Genomic DNA, 20,261 nt, shown 5'->3' on the forward strand with positions numbered 1-20,261 from the left:
GTGGCAGAAAGGCGCGGTGGAGAACGCCAACAAGCGCATCCGCCGCTTCATGCCAGGCGATACCGACCTTGCAGGCGTGTCGCAACGCAAGCTCATCCAGCTTGCTCGCCATCTCAACGACCAGCCGAGAAAGTGCCTCGACTACAGAACACCGGCCGAAGTGTTTCGGGCACATTTGCAAGAGGGAGGCTGAACCCCTACCCTGAAAACCGGCGTGTTGCACTTCAGTTAGGATCTCCCAAAAGTGAACATCACAGCAACAAGCCGTGCAGGACTCGTGGGGAGCGCGATTCTGTCCGCCTGTAAGGCGACGCCCCCGCTTAAGTCTGTGAACGGCAGTATTGCGCCCCCATTTCGGACGTTAAAGCCAGTTTTGCCGAGCTCCGAAAGCGGACACAATCGCTTTTGTCTGTGCTCAAGGAACACCGCGAAATTCAACTGTAGCGCACGATCGGGTGTTAAGGTCGCTGTTGCACTGCTGCTGAGGCGTATTTGGTTTGCCCTGTCGGCAGTTATGGCGATTGCTCTCTGTCGATCCTCGCCGTCCTCCAGTCGCGCCACGGAGGCTGCCATGCAGCCGGGCGACTGTTGGCCGACGAAAAAGAGAATTTTCAACGTAGAAAACTGCTAAGATACAGTTCCGGAGTCAGTAGCCCCACCAATCATGGAACGCCGCCTGACCGCAATATTGGCCGCCGACGTCGTCGGTTACAGCCGCCTTATGGGCCTCGACGAGGCGGGGACACTCGCAGCGCTGAAGACGCACCGCCGCGAGATGGCGGACGCCAAGATCAACGAGCATCAGGGGCGCATCGTCAAGGTCACCGGCGACGGCATGCTGGTCGAATTCCCGAGCGTGGTGAATGCAGTCGCCTGCGCTGCAGACATCCAGCGCAGGATGCGCGAGCGCAACGTCGACGTGCCCGATGACCGCCGCATCGAATTTCGCATCGGCATTCATCTCGGCGACATCATCTTCGAAGACAACGACATCTACGGCGACGGTGTCAACATTGCCGCGCGCATCGAGAGCATTGCCCAGCCGGGCGGCATCGCCGTGTCCGGCTCCGTTCGCGACAATGTCGGCAACCGGCTCGACCTCGCCTTCGAGGACAGGGGCGAGCAGACGCTGAAGAACATCGACCGGCCAGTGCGGGTCTATAACGTTGACCTCTTCCAGCGCACCCCGCCGCAGGGCGTAGCAACCGGCGCGGCGCCCAAGGCAGCGCTGGCAAAGGAAAAGCCTTCGATCGCCGTGCTGCCCTTCGACAACATGAGTGGCGATCCGGAGCAGGAATATTTCTCCGACGGCATTACGGAGGACATCATCACCGACCTGTCGAAGATTTCCGGGCTCTCGGTCATCGCCCGCAACTCCGCGTTCACTTACAAGGGCAAGTTGGTCGACATACAGGACGTATGCCGGCGTTTCCATGTCGCTACTGTACTTGAAGGAAGCGTGCGCAAAGCCGGACAACGCGTGCGGATCACTGCGCAGCTTATCGACGGCAAGGATGGAACGCACCTCTGGGCCGATCGCTACGACCGCGACCTCACCGACATCTTTGCGATCCAGGACGAAATCACGCACACAATCGTCGAGCAACTCAAGGTAAAACTGCTGCCGGAAGAAAAGAAGGCGATTGGACAGGCGCCGACCGCGAATGTCGAAGCCTATACCAACTATCTCAGAGGCCGCGAGTTTTTCCACACGCGCACCAAAGGATCGCTGCAACTGGCGCGACGCCTCTTCGCCAGGGCGGCTGATCTGGATCCCAACTATGCGCGCGCCTATGCCGGGATCGCCGATTGCGATTCGGCCCTGCATGCCTGGCACGGTGCGGAGATCTCGCTCGAGGCGCTGTTGGCGACCTGCGCCAAGGCGCTGGCGCTTGATCCCAGCCTCGCCGAGGCACATGCCTCGCACGGCCTTGCGCTGTCGACAAACGGCCGGCACGGCGACGCGGTCGCCGAATTCGAACGCGCGATCGCGTTGGATCCGAATTCCTATGAAGGCCATTACTTCTATGCCCGACACTCGTTTGCAGAAGGCGATCTTGAAAAAGCGGTCGAACTCTACGAACGCTGCGCCGACATCAACCCCGACGACTATCGATCGCCGCTCCTGGTCATGAACGCCTTGCACTCGCTCGGTCGACACGACGAGGAGGCCAAGCTGGCCGCCGTGGGGCTCGAGCGGGCGGAACGCGCCCTCAGGCAGCATCCCGAAAATTCCGATCCCGCCCAACTCGGCGCCATCGCCCTCATTGCTCTTGGCCAGCATGAGCGGGCCAAGGAGTGGGCAGATCGCGCTCTGGCGATCGATGCCGACGACAACAATGCGCTGTACAACGTTGCCTGCGTCTATTCGCTGCTCGGCGAGCCAGATCACGCAATCGACCTGCTGGAACCCTACCTGCAAAAGGTTGGGCCTCATATGAAATCCTGGTTCAAGAACGATTCGGATTTTGATCCCATCCGAAGCCATCCACGCTATGCGAAACTGCTGGAACTGATCGATTAGCCATCGAAACGGGCTCGACTGTTTATCCAAGCATTCCGTAGGCTAGATGAGCTAGGCCAATCCGACGTGGACCATGCATCATAAGGTAACTCGGAGACTGATCCTCACCCGGCTCGAATATATCCCGCGAGGCTGGCGTCAAGTATCTTGGCGTGGACATTGAGGATGCACTGGAACGCGCGGAGCACACTGAGATATGAGCACGTGCAGCCCCGCTCATAGTGAGGCTGCACGCGTCGATTTAGCTTTCTCAATTCCAAAGAACGACCGCTTTGCGCCGTCATGTCGGCCGTTGCGGCACACTTTGCCTCCGCCTGGAAGCAGACATCGCGGGGACCATTCTGGAGGTCGTGGTCGCGCCAGAAGCGGAGCTCAGCGCACCAGGTCGTTGACCTTTTGACCCGGAAATACCTGTTCACGAGTAGGAGAAGAGCAGGCCGTCGGACGAACAAGTCCATCCGCTGCGGGACATCATCGGCCCCGACGCATCTCATCGCCAGTGGGCCTCAGCCGGCACGTCACTAATCCGCTTCGTCTCCCTCGGCGAAGCGACGTAGCGCTCCGGGGTCGGCAATCATGATGGAGCGATAGGCGTTCGTCACCCATCCAGCCTTCGAGAAGCGCTTGAGGGCGGCATTCACCTGCTTGCGTGACGCATTGGCCATAACGCCCAACTCGCTCTGGGTCAGCGGAATCGGGGTTTCTTCACCGATCCACGTCGTACGCTGAAGCACAGAGGCGACCCGCCGGTCCGCCTCGGGCTTCTGCAGATCATGGATCACGCGAAACAGGAACTCGACGCTCATCATCAGGATGAGCGCCACGTGATGCACCACTTGCGGGTCGCGCGGGGCCATCTGGTCGATCGCATCTAGGGGAAGATGCATCAGCGTCGTTTCTGTGACGGCCCGAAGCTCGCCCCGCCGCGGTTTTCGGGTGAGGAAGCAGGCTTCACCGGTCCAATGACCAGGAACCCCGAGGAGGATAAGGCGAGGAGAAGCGCCTGATGGCGCAAGGCTGACGCTGACAGTGCCTGCGACGAGCCCGTAGATGCCGCCGGGCGGATCGCCGAGATGGAATACGGGCTGGCCGGGAGCGAAATGCTGCAGTACGGAACGCCGCAAGACCTCGGCCCGGAACGCCTCCGGCAACAGCGGCAGCCAGCCGCGCTCGCTCATGAGCCGATTGGCGTTCATCCTCGTGATACGTGCCACAAAAAAAGCTCATCTTTTGTCCGATTCGGGACAAATACAACTTTTCATTGTTCTACGCTAGCAGCAACGGCAATCACTCGTTTTGCGCCCTGCCACACCACTTCGGCCAAGGCCGTGGAAAGCGTACCGCGGGCAAAAACCCAGTTGGTGCGCGCGACCTTGCCTCAGGGCCTCAGGGTCAGTGAAAAAGGAAAGACAATGATGCGGCCTACCATCACAAAAACCTGCCAGAAGGCACTGCTCGTTTTCGGGCTCTGCGTTGGCCTGCAAGGAATTGCCGGGGCGCAAACCGCCGAGGTCGCGCTGACGCCCGAGGAAACCTACGCAATCGCAAGAGAAACCTATCTCTACGCCTACCCGACCGTCAGCATGGACGTGACCATGCGCCAGGCGACCAACGTGCCGGATGACGCCACAGTCAACATGCGGGCACCGGTCAATCAGTTCGCGCATGCGCGGGCCTATCCGAAGGCTGATGAGAAGGATGTGGTGCGGTTCAATTTCGACACGCTCTATTCGTTCGCTTGGCTCGACCTCTCCCGCGAACCGGTCATCCTCTCGGTGCCGGATACCGAAGGCCGCTACTATCTGCTTCCGATGCTCGATATGTGGACCGACGTCTTTGCCGTCGTCGGTACCCGCACGACCGGCAATGAAGCCGGCACATATGCGATTGTCGCTCCGGGATGGACGGGAACACTGCCAGACGGCGTTGTGAAGATCACCGCGCCGACCTCGGCGATCTGGATAATCGGTCGCACGCAGACCAATGGTCCGGCGGACTACGACGCCGTCCACAAGGTGCAGGACGGCTACAGGCTGACGCCGCTTTCGCAGTGGGGCAAAGACTACGCGCCGCCCAAGAACATGCCCGTCGATGCGTCAGTCGACAACACCACGCCGCCGCTGGTCCAGGTGAACAGCCTCGACGGCGTCGCAATGCTGACGCGACTCGCTGATCTCATGGTCAAGTACCCGCCGCACCCGAACGACTATCCGATCCTGCTGCGCCTCCGCCAGCTCGGGGTGGAGCCGGGCAAGCCCTTCGACGCCGCCAAGCTCGCCCCTCAGACCAGGGACATCGTCAATAAGGCGGCAAAGGAAACGCTCGCCGCATTGCCGGTAAGGATGCTCACCATGACCCCGGCCGAAAACGGCTGGAACATCGGCAGGGAGCATATGGGCGCTTACGGAACCGCCTATCAATGGCGCACGCTGATCGCTCTGGGTGGTCTTGGGGCCAACCTTGCCGAGGACGCTGTCTATCCTACGGCATTTATCGACGGCGAAGGCAAGCCGCTCAGCGGCGCTAACAAATACGTGCTTCATTTCGACAAGGGGCAGACGCCGCCGGCCAACGCCTTCTGGTCCATCACGATGTACGACAAGGAAGGATTCCAGGTCCCGAACCCGATCAACCGCTTTGCCATCGGCGACCGCGACAATCTCACCTACAACGCCGACGGATCGCTCGACATCTATCTCCAGGCGGACTCGCCCGGAGCGGACAAGGAAGCGAACTGGCTGCCGGCACCGAAGGACGAGTTCCAGCCGACGATGCGCATCTATTCTCCGCGGCAGGAGGTTCTCGACGGAAGCTGGACCCCACCGCCCTTCAAGCGCGTGAATTGAGACGCCACTTTCTTAGCGAAGAGTCGAGTTTCCCCACAGGAGGTACAATTGAGGAAAACACTTATCGCCGCATGCGCGTTGATGACGCTCGGAGCGCCGGCCGCCTTTGCGCAGCAGGCGGTTTCGCCGGACGCAGCCCGGGAGATCGCGCGAGAAGCGTATATCTATGCCTACCCGCTCGTCCTCATGGAGGTGAGCGGCCGCGTCTCGACGAATGTCGCCGAGCCACCCGGTAACACCGACGCGCCTGTCAACCAGTTCGGGCACGCGCGGGCCTTCCCCGATCCCTCCTTTACGATCGTCGTGCGGCCGAATGCCGACACTCTCTATTCCTCGCTGGTCTACGACGTGTCGAAGGAACCGCTCATCGTCACCGTGCCGGATTCCGGCAAGCGCTACTACCTGCTGCCCATGCTCGACAAATGGTCGGACGTATTCGCCGTTCCCGGCTCGCGCACCACGGGCAGCGGGCCGCAGACCTTCGCCATTGTAGGCCCGGGCTGGACGGGTGAGCTGCCACCAGGCGTGACCCGCTATGACAGTCCGACGGCCGGCGGCTGGATCGGCGGGCGCGTGCAGACCAACGGCAAGGCCGACTACGAGGCCGTGCACCAATTCCAGAACGAAATGAAGGCCGTGCCGTTGAGCGCCTACGGCAAACCCCACACGCCGCCGAAAAGCGGGGTCGATCCAAAGCAGGATATGAGCTCGCCGCCCGAGCAAGTGGACAATATGGACGGCGCTACCTTCTTCACGCTGTTTGCGGAACTGCTGAAGCAGCATCCGCCGCATGCCAACGACTATCCGATCCTCGACCGGATGAAGCGGATTGGCATAGTGCCGGGCGAAAGCTTCTCGCTCGCAGACAAGTCCAAGGAAATCCAGGATGCGCTGAATGCTGCTCCTGCGGCGGCACAGCCGTCGATCAGGGCAGCATGGCAGAACGCAGGTGTCTCGCAGAATGGCTGGCGCACCAACCTCACCGCCATCGGCACCTATGGGGCGGACTATCTGCACCGGGCAGGCGTGGCCTATGGGGGGCTCGGCGCGAATGTGCCCGACGATGCGATCTACCCCACGGCCTTCCAGGATGCGGACGGCCAGCCGTTCGAGAGCGACAAGCGTTACGTGATGCATTTCGAGAAAGATCAAATCCCGCCGGTGCGCGGCTTCTGGTCGCTGACGATGTATGACGAGCGCCAACTCTTCACCGCCAATCCGATCGACCGCTATGCGATCGGCGACCGCGACGCGCTGGCCTTCAATGCCGACGGCTCGCTCGACCTCTACATCCAGCGGGAATCGCCAGGCAAGGACAAGGAAACCAATTGGCTACCGGCTCCGAAGAACGGCTCCTTCACCATGAATCTGCGTCTCTACTGGCCCATGGTCGAGGCAACGAACGGCACCTGGGGGCCGCCGCCGGTGAAGCGGGTGGACTGAGCTTCACCGATCTGCTGAACACCGACCGATCCCCGTGCGTGACCCAGCCGAGGTTCAGGCTTGGGGACGGCGTGGATCGGAGGCTGCATTTGAGCTGAAGCGGGCCGTCTGAGACGGTTCGCTGGGGTCAACTTGCGACGGTGCCCACGCCAACCCGAATGTCGGCTCTTGAAGGTTCGCTGCCCGAAGCTTCCGGTCTGCTCTCGGCCCCAATTGAGACACTCGGGCACACTGGCCAAGTATCCGCTCCTGACGCTCCTCGGGCGTTCATATCATAGGTAGCAACGCGAACTCTCCACGCGACGACGGGAAGCCGGCCGCACGGATGTCTCCTATCCCTCGCCTTGAAGGCGATACGAACACAGAACCCGTTTGCAAAGCGACGTCGCGAAAACACCGAGCAACAACTCGACGCGCTCGGCGATGCGCTGCCGATATCGCTCCGGCCCTTTCAATGCCGCCGCTTCCCCCTCATCGACCGGGTTCTGAACGCTTCCGCACGATCGGACCGTACTCTCTCAATCTTCGGAGGAATTCGCTCGTCCACAGATCGTCTGGATCAGACACGTGTTGCGCAAATCGATCCATGCCGGTCGTGCCGTAACGGGTTGGCGGCCGGGCGGTTTGCATTAGATCAGCGATCGCGAACAAGATGTGTCGTGCGAACGCGCCCGGGTCCTGCCTGCTGACGGCATTTCGCAGACCCAGCTCGCGCCAGGCCGTCCGATGGTCCTGCCTGGTGTTGTAGAAGTCGCGGGCGATAACCCAGAAGACGAAGTCGACAATGTCGGCAGTCCAACCGTGCGCCTTCGCAATGGCCGGAACGGTCGTGCCCGCAAAGACGTATTCATGTCCGGGATCCACCAGTCGGCCGTAGTCCTTGATCAGGGGAAGTGCCGTACGATCCATGCATCCCAAGGCGTGGACGGCGCTTGACAGCAGCCCGACGCCGTCCGTCGCCACCGAGAACAGGAAGCGGTCGGGTTGGCTGGCCTCCACGAAACCACCGACCAGCTGTCGCAGTGCCGGGACGGCAGTCGGGCAATGTGTGGGAACGTCCGCAAAGAAATCGAACTCGCTGACGGTCCTGTCGTTCGCGACGAACGATACCTGGATTTCACGGTCGACTGCCATACGGTAGATTTCGCCGGTCATCTCCGCAGCAAGAGCATTGATGGCGTCGATGCGACCAGCCTCCGACCAGTCGGCGACCGGGATAGTGATCCGGTTGCGTACCCGCTCCAGTGTATGGACCTTGCAGAGCGTTGCTGCCTCCTGCACGCGCGCAGGGACGCTGAGATCCGGCGCCTGCCACTGATCGTGAGATGTAGGGATCGAGACGATCGCATATGGGTCGGTGTGAAGCCGGCCGTCGAAGATCGCAGTGCCCGTTTCGTAGATTGCCCGCGCCTTGCGGTTAGGAAGCGGCTCGAGTTGCTTGTACCGCTCTGCGATCGGGCAGACGAGGCCCAAGGTGTTAACGCCGTGCCGGTCAAGAAACAGCCGGGGCGAGATCGTGCCGTCGAGGCCGACGCAGGTGAGAAAATTGCCCGTATCCACCCAGAACGCAGCCCCATCCGGCTGCCACCCAACTACGCGCAAGGATTTGGGAAGTTCGCCGTAGTTGTCGACGATCCTCTTCCACATCCTGTCGTCATCTGCGAATTCCGCCGGATAGGCCTCTCGGGGCGGGGCGTCTTCCAGCGGGTCGCCGTCGAAGGCCGCGAGCGTCGTCGAGATCGCCTCCCAGATCGCGCGCCGGGCGGTCATGGGATGGGGCGCATCCGCGGCCGGCGGCTTTACCGGCGTCGCACAGAGATGTGTCTCGTCCGGAAGTTCCACTGCCTTAAGCCACACGGCGGTCACCCGCCGCAACAAGCGCATCGGGAAGGCTTCCCATATCTGGAGGGACAGGCCGTAGCGCGGCTCACCGCCTTTCCTGCCGAACACCTTGCCGATGCTGCTTGCCGGTTCCAGATGGCGGGGAAGCCGCGCATGGTCGAACTTGATCCAATACCGGCCATCCGGGCTTCGGCTCATGAAGAGCACGTTGAGTTTGCCGGGCGTCATTCGCGGCGTCGCAACGAAAGACTGCTCCCGGTCACCAGTCAGGGGGTCCAGAAGCATGACCATGCTGCGTGGCGTCCCACTGGACCCGTCGATGAAATCGATCAGCAACCTGCCGTCTTCGCGTTCGGTTATCTCGCCGGCAAAGCCCGGCAGACCGTCATGGATTGCCTCAACACGGCCGGCCGGGATGTCGATGACGATGAGCCGGCGGCTTTCCGCCTTGATTGAACTGCCTAGCGGTTGCAGCAGATACAGATACCGCCCGCCCCGGCTCGACAGCCGCAGGCTTCGTGAGAGTGGTGTCTCCAGATCGATTTCTGCGTGGATGCTTTGCTGCAGCACACTATGCAGGCGGAACAGACCCGCGCGATTGCACGTCCAGATGTGGTCGGGACCCGCAACACCAAATCCGCCTTCAGGAGCCTCATCGGGCAGGTGAAGCCATTCGGATGCCCGCGGATGCCCGCTAACGCGCAGACAGTCCGAAATCCTTTCGACTTTGAGCATTGCAGCCTCCCGCTTGACAGCCTTCTATAGCGGGAAACGGTTTCAACAACCGTTAAACCTGTGGGTGTAAAATGATCGCGGAGGCCAATGCTGAAATGACCGTTCGTCTTCGCAAGGACTACTTAAGCGCTTCACCGCAATGTCCGGTGTCTGGGAGCGAAGCCGATTGATCGTCGGTCTGCGCGACGGACTTCTGAGCAATGGAGAACAACCCGAAGCGACGCGGCACTTCGCCATGTTCCGCCGGATCTGAGCCGCGATATTTACGGTTTCCATAGCCAAAGCCTGTAGTCGATGTGATCGTCACCCCGTGAATTGCGAAGCTCTGAACGAAAGAATTCCGGAAAGCTGCGGAGATTGAAATGGTGTTTGGAAAACGCAAAAGTCCACCGGTGGCCGCCTTTTCCGTTCCTGTTCCCCGGGACACTATCGCTGACCCTAATGATGCGGATCTCGAGCTCATTGCGACGATCGTGGATTTCGTCAATTACCTCTTCACAGACGGCTTATATCGGCAGGAAGAGTTGCCCCCTCATCTCGTTCAATTGTATCACGCAGACTTCTACGTCGCTCAGATCAACAATGGCGGCCATAGCCAATTCGTTCACAACTGCGGGACAAGGTGGCAGATGATTTTCGCGAATGCGGAAGCCGGTCTGGCAGCCATGGGGGCCACCGGTCAGGCGAACCTGATGCGGGAACTGACCGTATGGACGGCAGCCAATCCCGACAAGGCGTCCGCACAGACCGGCTTCAAGGGAGGCAGGGACCCTGCGCTGGACATTCTGGACGAAGCATTCAACCGGCAACAAGTGGAGAGTCCCGTGGCACCTCGTGCCGCGACCTGGATCAGGAGTTGGTCGGGCCTCAGGCTTGTCGAGCCGGCAGAGCTTCGCAAGGCATGGAACGAGTGTGCACGGGCAAACGCCCGCCGCTTGCATCGACTTTCAGAAACGCGTGTTGGCGCTTTCCAGCAGGTGTTGTCCGACGATGTACACCTCGCCATCGGAATGGCGGTCGACGCGGCGAACGAAACTCTGTTCGAGGGCAGAAACCGGGAGACGATCGAGGTCGACGGGCGCCATCTGGAGGCCTGGATCGTTCAAACAAGCTTCGGATTGCGGGGCGCTGTTTGCGACAGCTCGGGGGTTCGCCTCTACGCTCTCCAACTTGGTGGCGAGGGAGTAACCTGGAAGGCTGCCGCGCTCATCGGGTTCGCGGGCACAACGGATATTGATCAAATGCTGTCGTTCGCCGAGGGAGAACCACTTGCAATGGCCGCCGACCTTGCCCTCAGCCGGGTGAGACCGGATTTCACCGGCTGCATCATCCAGCCATGTGAGCCGGTCGACGGTATTCCAAATCCGATATTCAAGATCGTTGCCGGCGACGAGATATTCATGATGACCAAGAAGGACGCGATGTACGTGCTCGCCGGGCAGAGGCCTGGGGAAATCTACGATCCGATTTCATTGGCAGAGATCGAAGTCCACAAACAAGGTCTCCGCGACAATTGAGCAGTCGCTGGTGAATAGAGGACACTTCATAAGCGCCTCCTTGTGCGATGACCAAGGCGACATCGCGAACCAAAGACGGGCAGACATCGGAAGATCCGATGCTTGCAAGATCACGGCATCCACTCGCGCGCATAATCCGCCGAGCACTCTTTGTGGAAATCCACGACGATACGTGCGCCAACGACCGCACCGTCTCGATGTCAGCGGCACCAGCCGTGGCATAACCTTCAGCCCGCCTTGCGGGCAAACTGCACCGCATAGGCGCCGACATTGCCGGCAGCGCGGTGCATCAATACGCCATCGCTTTCACAGCCGGTCGACGTCGATGATCGCCTGCGCGAAATCTTCCGGCGCTTCCTGCGGCAGGTTGTGGCCGATGCCGCCGGTGATGTTGCGATGCTGATACTTGCCGGAAAACATGCCGGCATAAGCTTTAGGCTCGGGATGCGGCGCGGCATTCTGATCGCCTTCGAGGGTAATCGTCGGGATCGTGATCACCGGGCTCTTGGCAAGTATTTCTTCGAATGCGTCGAAGCGGGATTCGCCTTCGACCAGGCCCAGCCGCCAGCGATAATTATGGACGGTGATATCGACATGGTCCGGGTTTTCGAACGCCGTGGCCGAACGCGCGAAGATCGCGTCGTCGAATTGCCAGGTCGGCGAGGCGGTCTCCCAGATCAGACGAACGAAGTCGCGCGTATTGTCCTGGTAGCCGAGCCGGCCGCGCTCGGTGGCGAAATAGAATTGATACCACCAGGCGAGCTCGGCCTTTGGTGGAAGAGGCTTCTTGTTCATCTCTTGGCTGCCGATGAGATAGCCGCTCACCGACACCATCGCCTTACAACGATCCGGCCACAGGGCGGCCATGATGTTTGCCGTACGCGCACCCCAATCATAGCCGCCGACGATTGCGTTTTCGACGCCGAGCGCATCGAGGAACGCAACCATGTCGACGGCCAAGGCGGATTGCTGGCCGTTGCGTGGGGTGTCCTTCGACAGGAATCGGGTCGTACCGTGACCCCTCAGATAGGGCACGATCACCCGATAACCGGCTGAGACCAACAGCGGCGCGACGTCGACATAGCTATAAATATCGTAGGGCCATCCATGCAGCAGCAGGACCACGGGCTCGTTGCTGGCACCAGCCTCGGCGTAACCGATTTCGAGGTCGACGGCCTTGATGCTTTTCATAGATTCAAAGGACGTGCGCCTGGCAGCTAGGGTGGCGGTGCTCGTCTTCGTGGAGGACTTGTCTGAGCCCGCATGGGCTGCGTCGACGAAGCCAAGTTCGACGGCTGCGGCGGCAGCCACGCTCAACAAGCGACGGCGCTCAACGTTGAATTCTGGGGACATCGATCTCTCCCCGGTCGTGGTAATCACGATGAGAAGAAACGATACGGCTGAGGCCCCTTCCAGTCGATACATTATGCGATCATTTTGGCCCAGAAGGTACATTCCATGATCTCTGGTCCCTCCCTCACGTCGGAGGCCCATCGCCACGTTGAGAGGAGCAGCGCGCAATTCTCGCTCTACGCCCCGGGCCAGCATCAGCATTTTTCATAGTAATCGCCGCAGCCTGCCTAACAGGTCGCGCGGGTCGTCCAGATCAACGATGATCGCATCTTGGGCCCTTGTGGAAGCTGTGACCGTCAGGTCGGAACCGTACAGGTTCGACAAGGTCTTTTCAGTGACACGCGGATCGATGTCGTATAGCCGGATTTCCTCAACGCCGACCACAGCCGTCATGGCCAGTGCCTGGAATTCCGCTTGGGCATAGTTTTCGCCCGATATCGCAAAGCGAAGGAAATAAGAACCGGGGTATTCCCCGACTTCTTCATCGGCGCCCATGCGGCCGTCGGCGGATTCCCGCTGCTCACGCGTGATGGCAGCCGTAATCGGACCTATTTCCCCACGTTGACACTGATCGCGCCAAACCTGCTGACCCGAGGGAGCCTCTCAGGAGCAGGCCGGATCATTCGGCGGCTGTGCAAGTGCAAGCAAGAACGTCGTAACAGCTTTTTCGAGGCTCATCAGATCGTATCCACCTTCTTGGATCAACAGCACCGGCAGATCGAGCCTTCCAAGTATTTCCCCGATCTTCCTGAATGCCTCGACGGTGAGCTGAAGGCCTCGCGCCGGGTCGCTTGCCAGCGCATCGAAGCCGAGGGAGATGATCAGGACCTCTGGCCTGTGGGAAAGTGCCGCTTCAAGGCACGTGCTGAACGCCGCGATATAGGCCACGTCGCCCGTTTCTGCCGAAAGCGGATGGTTCAGAGTGAGGCCCGGGGCCGATCGTCCCCCTGTCTCGTCGGAAAAGCCGGCTAGGTGCGGATAATAGTCTGCGGGGCTCCTGTGCAGGGAGGCGAAGAAGACGAGCGGATCCTCCCAGAATATGTCCTGTGTCCCATTGCCGTGATGGACATCGATATCGATGAGGCTTATCCGCCCGAGTGTGGCCGAAAGCGCCCGCGCCGCTATCGCAGAATTGTTCAGGTAAGTCGCACCGCCGCCGAAATCCCGTCCAGCATGGTGACCCGACGGCCGGCACAAGGCATAGGTGATCCGCTCTCCTGCGCTGATAAGCGACGCTGCGGTGAGTGCCGCCTGTGCAGCCCAATAGGCGGCCTGCCATGTCCCCTCGCCGAGCGGCGTCAGTTGGTCGCGCAGATGGTAACCCGCCTTGGCAATCCGCGACCAATCCGGTCTGTACATTTCGGGACGGGTTTCGAAGACAGCCGGCGCGAGCCACCCGGAACACCCGTCTCCGCATCCCGCGGACGAGAGAAAGCTGAGATAACGACCCGTATGGACGGCAGCGAGCGGCGCCATCCCGTGATCGACGGCATCGACAACCTCGAACCCGGCACGCCGCGCCGCCCGCAACAACGCGTCGAGACGATCGGGCACGTCCCGGCTCCGCCGGGCAACGCCCCCTTCGACGACGGAGCCGGGATTGTGCAACCGATGCAGGCCGGAATAGACCGCCTTCATGTCAGGCCGGGATCAGTACGGCATCGCGGCTGTTCCAGCCGAGCGAAATGGCCTGCAAGGGTGTGACATCCACGCCCGTGCCCGCATTGGGAATTTTGGCGACGAGCGTCGCATTGTCCCCGAAACGGACATGGACCCGGCGATGATCCCCGAGATAGATGACCTCGGCGACGGTCCCGGAGAAGCTATTGCTGCAGGCGGCGGCATGTTCAAGATAGAGGCGCTCCGGGCGCAGGGACACGATGACGGACTGGCCCTTCGAAAAGGCCGCGCTGCTGGAGACGCTGATGACCTGCCCGTCCGCCATGCGAACGCCGTATTCGCCCGCGCTCCCGCCGACGATCTCGCCCATGAACCGGTTGTTTTCTCCGATGAAGCCGGCGACGAAGGCCGTGGAGGGGCGTTCGTAGAGTTCACTCGGCGGCGCAAGCTGCTCGATCTTGCCGGCGTTGAACACGGCGACGCGGTCGGACATGGTCAGCGCCTCGGACTGGTCGTGCGTGACATAGACGACGGTTATGCCGAGGCGCTCGTGGAGATGCTTGATCTCGAGCTGGAGATGTTCACGCAGGTTCTTGTCGAGGGCGCCGAGCGGTTCGTCCATCAACACCACATCCGGCTCAAAGATGATTGCGCGGGCAAGCGCGATGCGCTGCTGCTGCCCGCCCGACAGTTGCGCGGGCTTCCTCCCGCCCATCGCCCCCATCTGGACCATTTCCAGCGCCCTTCGAACGCGGGCGTTCCGCTCCTGCCTGGCGACCTTACGCACCCGCAATGGGTAGTCTAAGTTTTCAGCGACCGTCAGATGGGGAAAGAGCGCATAGTTCTGAAACACCATGCCTATGTTTCTTCGGTGTGGCGGCATGGCTTCCAGCGATCGTCCGTCGATCCGGATACTGCCGGAGCTTGGCGCCTCGAAGCCCGCGAGCATCATCAGGCTCGTCGTCTTTCCAGAGCCGGACGGCCCAAGCATGGTCAGGAACTCACCCTTCGCGATGGTGAGGTTGAGATCGTCGACCACGAGGCTGCGGCCGTCGTAGCTCTTGTCGATGTTGAGGAATTCGACGTAGTTGGAGGATGACATTTTGGTTCCCCTTTTTATCTGTCATTCAGCCGCGTGGACCGCGGGTCGGCGCTGCGCCCAGGGCCGCGCCTCTTCCAGTTGCGCCGCGAGTTGAAGCAATGTCGCCTCGTCGTCGAACCGGCCGGTGAACTGCGTGCCGACAGGCAGGCCGCCGGCTGTCCAGTAGAGCGGCACGCTCATTGCCGGCAAGCCAACCATGTTGGCAAAGGTCGTGAAGGCGAGAAACTCGAGGAAGCGCTCCATGACCGCCTCGCCGCCATGCCTGTCGGCATCGAAGTGGCCGAGTACCGGCGGCGGCGTGCCGAGTGTCGGGGTCAGCCAGACATCGACGTCGAACAGGAAATTCGCCAGCGTCCTGCCCGTCGTATGGAACCAGTTGAGATCGACGAGATAGTCGGCCGCCGAGATCCGAGAACCGACGCCGTAGAGATACTGATTGAAGCTCTCCACCTCGGCCACGAGCCCAGACGGGTCCTCGCCGCGGCTTCGCGCCAGCGCGGTGATCGCGCGTGTCGCGGTCATCGCCCAGAAGCGCTTGTACAGGGTGCGGTAGGTTTCCCCGTCGATCGACGGCGCGCATTCCACGACCTCGTGGCCGAGACTTTCGCAAAGGCGCGCCACGTCGGTCGTCGCCGCCACGCAGTCGGGATCGACCGCGGTGCCGAGCAGCGAGGCCGTCGTGAAGCCGATGCGCAGGCGGCGCGGCTTCATCCGGATCGCATCGGCATAACCGCCCGAAGGGGGAGGCGCGGCGTAGGGATCGCCGGGCATCGAACCCTGTGTCGCGTCGAGGAGTGCGGCGCTGTCGCGCACGCTGCGGGACAGGACATGTTCGTTCACGATCCCGCCCGTGCTGTCGCCGAGATCCGGCCCCAGCGTGATGCGTCCGCGGGAGGGTTTCAGCCCGAACACGCCACAGCAGGATGCGGGAATGCGGATCGAGCCCGCCCCGTCACCGCCATGCGCCGCCGGCACGATGCCCGCCGCCACCGCCGCGCCGGCGCCGCCGCTCGAACCGCCGCTGGACCGACCGACGTTCCAGGGATTGCGCGTCGGTCCGAACAGCTTCGGCTCGGTTGTGCCAAGCGTTCCGAATTCACACAGGTTGGTCTTGCCGAACGTGCTGAGGCCGGCCGCGCGGTAGCGGCGCATCAGCTCGCTGTCTCGGGCGGGCACGAAGCTCCGGGTCAACCGGGAGGCCCCGGTGGTGGGCACGCCGCTCATGTGGCAGTAAAGGTCCTTCACCAGGAACGGGGCCCCGGCGAAAAGGCTGTCTGTGGCCGCCTGCGCCGCTTCCGCGCGCCCTTCGTCATAGAGTGGCGCGATGATCGCGTTGATCGTGGGGTTCACCTTTTTGGCACGCCGGATTGCCGCCTCGACCAGCTCCCAGGCGGTGGCCTTCCCCGACTTCACAAGATCCGCCTGCGCGGTGAGGTCCAGATTGACAAAATCGTCCATCGTCACGCCCTCACGCTGCAAGCCGGTCGGCGACATCGTCAAGCGCCGCCGCTATGCCGTCGACAAGCTGGTCGACTTCCTCGGGCGTCATGACGAAGGGCGGGCATATGGAAATAACGTCGCCCATGTTGCGGATCATGACGCCATGCGCCCGGCAGCGCTGTTCGACCAGAGTGCCGACCTTCAGAGCGGGATCGAAGGGCGCACGGCGCGACTTGTCGGCCACCAGCTCGATGCCGGCAAGGAAGCCGGTTCCCCTGATCTCTCCGACAAGGGAATAACGGGCAATGCGCGCGTCGAGCGCGGCGAACAGACGGCGGCCAAGTTCGGCGGCTCGGCCCGGCGCATCCATTTCCTGGTAGATGCGCAGCACATCGGCCGCCACCGCAGCGGTGACCGGATGGCCGGAATAGGTGAAGCCATGGCCGAAGACGCCGATTCGATCGGCTTCGCCGGCAATGGCCTGGTAGACATGATCGCCGATCACCGCCGCGGCGATGGGCAGGTAGCCGGAGGACAGGCCCTTGGCGACCGACATCATGTCCGGAACGAAGCCGAGCGCCTCGGACCCGAACCACTTTCCGGTTCGCCCGAAACCGGAGACGACCTCGTCCGCAAGAAGCAGGATGTCATGCTTCGTCAGAAGCTGTCGCAGCGCCGGGAAGTATCCCGCCGGCGGCGTGACGACGCCGCCCGCCCCCATGATCGGCTCGGCGATCATCGCGGCGATGGTTTCCGGCCCTTCCGCCTCTATCAGGGCCTCCAGCGCGGCAATCAGCCGGACACAATAAGCCTCCTCGCTCTCATCCGGCAGGGCGTTGCGGTAGTAGTGCGGCTTCTCCGTGTAGATCACGTTGAGGCCGGGCATGTTGAAGCTCTCATGCATGTGTGGAAGCCCGCCGAGGGCCGCCCCCATGACGGTGCTGCCGTGAAAGGCGCCCTTGCGGCTGATGATCTTGCGCTTGCCAGGCTTGCCACGCGCGACATTGTAGTACCAGGCAAGCTTGATCATCGTGTCGTTGGCTTCCGAGCCGGAATTCACGAGGAAGACCTTGCTCCCCGGAATGGGGGAAAGCGTCGCGATCTGCTCGACGACATCCACCGTCGGGTCGTTCGAGCGGTGATTGAAGGTGTGATAGGTGGCGAGCCTGCGCATCTGGCTTGCCGCAACGTCGGCAAGGCGCTCGTTGCGAAAGCCGAGCGAGGCGCACCAGAGGCCTCCCATGCCCTCGAGATAGCGATTTCCCATCTCGTCGATGACGTAGCAACCCTCCCCTGCCGTGATCATCAAGGGGCCCTCGGCCTCATGCCTGCGCGGGTTGGTCTGTGAATGGAAGTGGTACGCCATGTCGCGCGCCCGCAGCGAATTGTGCAAGGTAGCCTCCGAAACCGTGTTTGATATTTTATAAGTTATAAGTTATCAGAAAGCGCATGCAAGTGAATTTCGCCAGAGGCGAGAAACTTTTTGCGACGTCACGCCGCCGCGGCGAGCGATAAGATATAAGCGATTGGCGGCTCCGGGCATTTTCAGCTAGAGCTGCAAAAAAGATGAGGAGAATTCCCATGAGCGTTATGGAGATGCAGCCCGGCGAAGCGGGCAGCCTGTCCGCCCGGATATACAACAAGGTGCGCGAAGGCCTTATCATCGGTAACTTCGCTCCGGGCGACCGTCTCCTCATGCAGGATCTCGCAGAGCAGCTCGGGACCAGCGTCACGCCGGTGCGCGAGGCCTGCCTGCGGCTCGTCAGCGAACAGGCTCTCGAACTGCGCTCCGGCCGGTTCGTCACGGTGCCTGACCTCAGCCGCGCCCGCTACATCCAGATCAAGCTCATCCGCATGGCACTCGAGGGGCTGGCTGCAGAGCACGCCACCGACCATGTGACCGCCGCCGATCTGACGCAGCTCGAAAGCTTCCACGCCGCCTTCGTGAAAAATGAAAAGGCCGGCAATCTGGAGGAGGCGCGCTCCTCCAATCGTGCCTTCCACTTCGGTGTCTACCGTCTGTCGCGCATGCCGATGCTGGTCGGCCAGATCGAGAGCATGTGGGTCTCGATGGGGCCGATCCTCAACGTCTACTACCGGGAAATCCCGCACGGCTATACCGGCGCGGAGGAACACGACCATCTGATCGAAGCGCTGAGGCTCGGCGACAAGAAGAAGGCCCGCCAGGCCATCGAAAACGACATCCAGCGGGCCTCGCCCAGTCTCCTGCGCTATTTCGAAGAACGCGGCGCCGAGTGAAACCGGCGCCGGCGAGGTCCTAGACCTGCGCGATGCGCGGGGTGCGCAGGCCGGCGGTCTCCCCGCCATCCACGGTCACAACCGTGCCGTTGACATAGGTCGACTGATCCGACAGCAGCCAGGCGACGACATCCGCCACTTCCTGCGGGGCCCCGAAGCGATTGGCGGGGATGCGCAGTTCGAGCTGCTTCTTGCGCAAGGCATCACTCATGATCTTGTCCATCATGCGCGTTTCGATCTGGCCAGGGCAGACGGCATTGAAACGCACCTCGTCGCCGAACTCGAGTGCCAGCGCTTGGGTGAGGCCGATGACGGCAGCCTTCGAGGCGCAGTAAACAGCCAGCCCCTCCTCGCCGGTCTTTCCGGCGATGCTGGCGATGTTGACGACTGATCCCCTGCCGCGCCGCAGGCCTTCCAGCGCGTGGCGGATGAAAAGGAACGTGCTGCGAGCATTGACCGCCAGCACCTCGTCCCAATCGCCCTGCGTAGCGGAAGCGAAGGAAATGCGCTTCGACATGCCGGCATTGTTGACGAGGCCCGAAAGATGGCCCCCGCCAAGGTCGAGCGCACGGTCGATGACGCGCCGGCAATCCTCTTCGCGGCTGACATCGCCGGGCAGGAAGGTGACGCCCGGACTAATCTCCTCGAGCGCCCTGCCCGCCTCCGCATCCCGGCCCGTCGCCACCACCCGGGCGCCGGCCGCTGCAAGCTTCTCCACGCAGGCCCGCCCTATCCCGTGCGTGGCACCTGTTACGATGATCATTCCTTCACCTCTATACATTGGCAGTCGAACGGTTTGTGGCGGCACGCTTCTGGGCCAAGGCCCCGCCCCCCATCAGGACGATGGAGATGATCACGAGCAAGGTCGACATCGCCAGGATCGACGGATCTATATTGTCCCGAAGACCATCGAACATCTGGCGCGGTAGAGTGCGCTGGCCCGGCCCGCTGATAAAGAGCGCGACGACGACCTCGTCGAACGAAAAGACGAAAGCGAAGAGCGCACCCGAGATAACGCCCGGCGCGATGAGTGGCAGCGTCACCGTACGGAAGGCATGGAAGGGACTCGCGCCGAGGCTTGCTGCGGCCCGAACGAGGTTCACGTCGAAGTTCTTCAGCGTGGCGGTAACCGTGATCAGCACGAAGGGCACCGCCAGAACCGCGTGGGCGAGAACGAGGCCTAGGAAGGACGCGACAAGGCCCAGCTTCGCGAAGAAGAAATACATTCCGACGCCGCTGATGACGACGGGCACGATCATCGGCGAGATCACCACCGCCAGGATCATGGACCGCGCCGGAAGTCGGCCGTGCGACATGCCGAGTGCTGCCAGCGTGCCCAGCACCGTGGACACCAGAGTCGCGCCGGCGCCGATGATCAGGCTGTTGAGGAGTGCCGACATCCAGGGCTGCGGCTGCAGGATCTTCTGGTACCATTGCAGGGAAAAGCCCGGCAGCGGATAGGATAGGAAGTTTGCCGAGCTGAAGGAGATCGGGATGACCACGATCGTCGGCCCGATGAGGAAGATCATCGCGAGGCAGCAGAAGGCTATCTGTACGCGTCTCAAGGCAACAGGCATCTC

The 20,261-nt window shown here is 61.8% G+C and carries 15 protein-coding genes and 2 pseudogenes; 7 read left to right on the forward strand and 10 right to left on the reverse strand.

The genetic code is table 11. From position 1 onward, the window contains the following. Together IB265_RS34925 and IB265_RS34930 are read left to right on the forward strand one after the other, a co-directional pair. A pseudogene (locus tag IB265_RS34925) lies at positions 1–193 on the forward strand (IS30 family transposase); the annotation flags it as partial. 471 nt (positions 194–664) lie between these two features. Beyond that, the gene (locus IB265_RS34930; RefSeq protein WP_192496080.1) at positions 665–2,524 is read left to right on the forward strand and encodes a tetratricopeptide repeat protein; all 1,860 of its coding nucleotides are present in this window, start codon (positions 665–667) and stop codon (positions 2,522–2,524) included. A 521-nt stretch (positions 2,525–3,045) separates the two neighbouring features. Here IB265_RS34930 and IB265_RS34935 read toward each other — a convergent pair. Then, positions 3,046–3,702 (reverse strand): Crp/Fnr family transcriptional regulator, encoded by a 657-nt coding sequence (locus tag IB265_RS34935; protein WP_246806145.1) that lies wholly within the window; start codon positions 3,700–3,702, stop codon positions 3,046–3,048. A gap of 237 nt (positions 3,703–3,939) precedes the next feature. Between IB265_RS34935 and IB265_RS34940 the strand changes: the two genes are divergently transcribed. Both IB265_RS34940 and IB265_RS34945 read left to right on the forward strand, forming a co-directional pair. Continuing rightward, the gene (locus IB265_RS34940) at positions 3,940–5,370 is read left to right on the forward strand and encodes a DUF1254 domain-containing protein (protein WP_192496082.1); all 1,431 of its coding nucleotides are present in this window, start codon (positions 3,940–3,942) and stop codon (positions 5,368–5,370) included. A 48-nt stretch (positions 5,371–5,418) separates the two neighbouring features. Beyond that, the gene (locus tag IB265_RS34945; protein WP_246806146.1) at positions 5,419–6,813 is read left to right on the forward strand and encodes a DUF1254 domain-containing protein; all 1,395 of its coding nucleotides are present in this window, start codon (positions 5,419–5,421) and stop codon (positions 6,811–6,813) included. A 471-nt stretch (positions 6,814–7,284) separates the two neighbouring features. Here the strand turns inward: IB265_RS34945 and IB265_RS34950 are convergent, their stop codons facing one another. Further along, the gene (locus tag IB265_RS34950; protein ID WP_192496083.1) at positions 7,285–9,390 is read right to left on the reverse strand and encodes a hypothetical protein; all 2,106 of its coding nucleotides are present in this window, start codon (positions 9,388–9,390) and stop codon (positions 7,285–7,287) included. A gap of 362 nt (positions 9,391–9,752) precedes the next feature. On the opposite strand from IB265_RS34950, the gene IB265_RS34955 reads away from it, so the two are divergent. Next, a complete protein-coding gene (locus IB265_RS34955) occupies positions 9,753–10,907 on the forward strand; it encodes a DUF4375 domain-containing protein (RefSeq protein WP_192496084.1) in 1,155 nt (384 codons plus the stop codon). A 306-nt stretch (positions 10,908–11,213) separates the two neighbouring features. Here IB265_RS34955 and IB265_RS34960 read toward each other — a convergent pair whose 3' ends face one another. Both IB265_RS34960 and IB265_RS37920 read right to left on the reverse strand, forming a co-directional pair. Next, positions 11,214–12,260: an alpha/beta fold hydrolase gene (locus IB265_RS34960; RefSeq protein ID WP_192496120.1), complete on the reverse strand. Its 1,047-nt coding sequence runs from the start codon at positions 12,258–12,260 to the stop codon at positions 11,214–11,216. A 204-nt stretch (positions 12,261–12,464) separates the two neighbouring features. Then, complete coding sequence (locus IB265_RS37920; RefSeq protein WP_375293110.1) at positions 12,465–12,653, reverse strand: hypothetical protein; 189 nt, start codon at positions 12,651–12,653, stop codon at positions 12,465–12,467. Between the two features lie 15 nt (positions 12,654–12,668). Here IB265_RS37920 and IB265_RS37185 point away from each other — a divergent pair. Next, a pseudogene (locus IB265_RS37185) lies at positions 12,669–12,839 on the forward strand (DNA-binding protein); the annotation flags it as partial. 24 nt (positions 12,840–12,863) lie between these two features. Here IB265_RS37185 and IB265_RS34970 read toward each other — a convergent pair. From IB265_RS34970 to IB265_RS34985, 4 genes are read right to left on the reverse strand one after another with little or no spacing between them, the layout of a single operon-like run. Next, positions 12,864–13,898, reverse strand: a complete 1,035-nt coding sequence (locus IB265_RS34970; protein ID WP_192496086.1) for a histone deacetylase family protein — start codon at positions 13,896–13,898, stop codon at positions 12,864–12,866. Position 13,899: 1 nt separating this feature from the next. After that, on the reverse strand, positions 13,900–14,982 hold the full coding sequence (locus IB265_RS34975; protein WP_113131719.1) for an ABC transporter ATP-binding protein: 1,083 nt from the start codon (positions 14,980–14,982) through the stop codon (positions 13,900–13,902). A 21-nt stretch (positions 14,983–15,003) separates the two neighbouring features. After that, a complete protein-coding gene (locus IB265_RS34980; protein ID WP_246806147.1) occupies positions 15,004–16,476 on the reverse strand; it encodes an amidase in 1,473 nt (490 codons plus the stop codon). Further along, positions 16,451–17,815, reverse strand: a complete 1,365-nt coding sequence (locus IB265_RS34985) for an aminotransferase (protein WP_192496087.1) — start codon at positions 17,813–17,815, stop codon at positions 16,451–16,453. The genes IB265_RS34980 and IB265_RS34985 overlap by 26 nt, the downstream gene beginning before the upstream one ends. 188 nt (positions 17,816–18,003) lie before the next feature. Here IB265_RS34985 and IB265_RS34990 point away from each other — a divergent pair, with 188 nt between their 5' ends. Beyond that, positions 18,004–18,681 (forward strand): GntR family transcriptional regulator, encoded by a 678-nt coding sequence (locus IB265_RS34990; RefSeq protein ID WP_058328824.1) that lies wholly within the window; start codon positions 18,004–18,006, stop codon positions 18,679–18,681. Between the two features lie 19 nt (positions 18,682–18,700). Here the strand turns inward: IB265_RS34990 and IB265_RS34995 are convergent, their stop codons facing one another. Further along, positions 18,701–19,444 (reverse strand): SDR family NAD(P)-dependent oxidoreductase, encoded by a 744-nt coding sequence (locus IB265_RS34995; RefSeq protein WP_057248595.1) that lies wholly within the window; start codon positions 19,442–19,444, stop codon positions 18,701–18,703. A 10-nt stretch (positions 19,445–19,454) separates the two neighbouring features. After that, on the reverse strand, positions 19,455–20,258 hold the full coding sequence (locus IB265_RS35000) for an ABC transporter permease (protein ID WP_192496088.1): 804 nt from the start codon (positions 20,256–20,258) through the stop codon (positions 19,455–19,457). Positions 20,259–20,261 lie beyond the last annotated feature (3 nt).

The organism is Ensifer sp. ENS10, assembly GCF_014852025.1.
In the GTDB taxonomy this organism is placed as follows: domain Bacteria; phylum Pseudomonadota; class Alphaproteobacteria; order Rhizobiales; family Rhizobiaceae; genus Ensifer.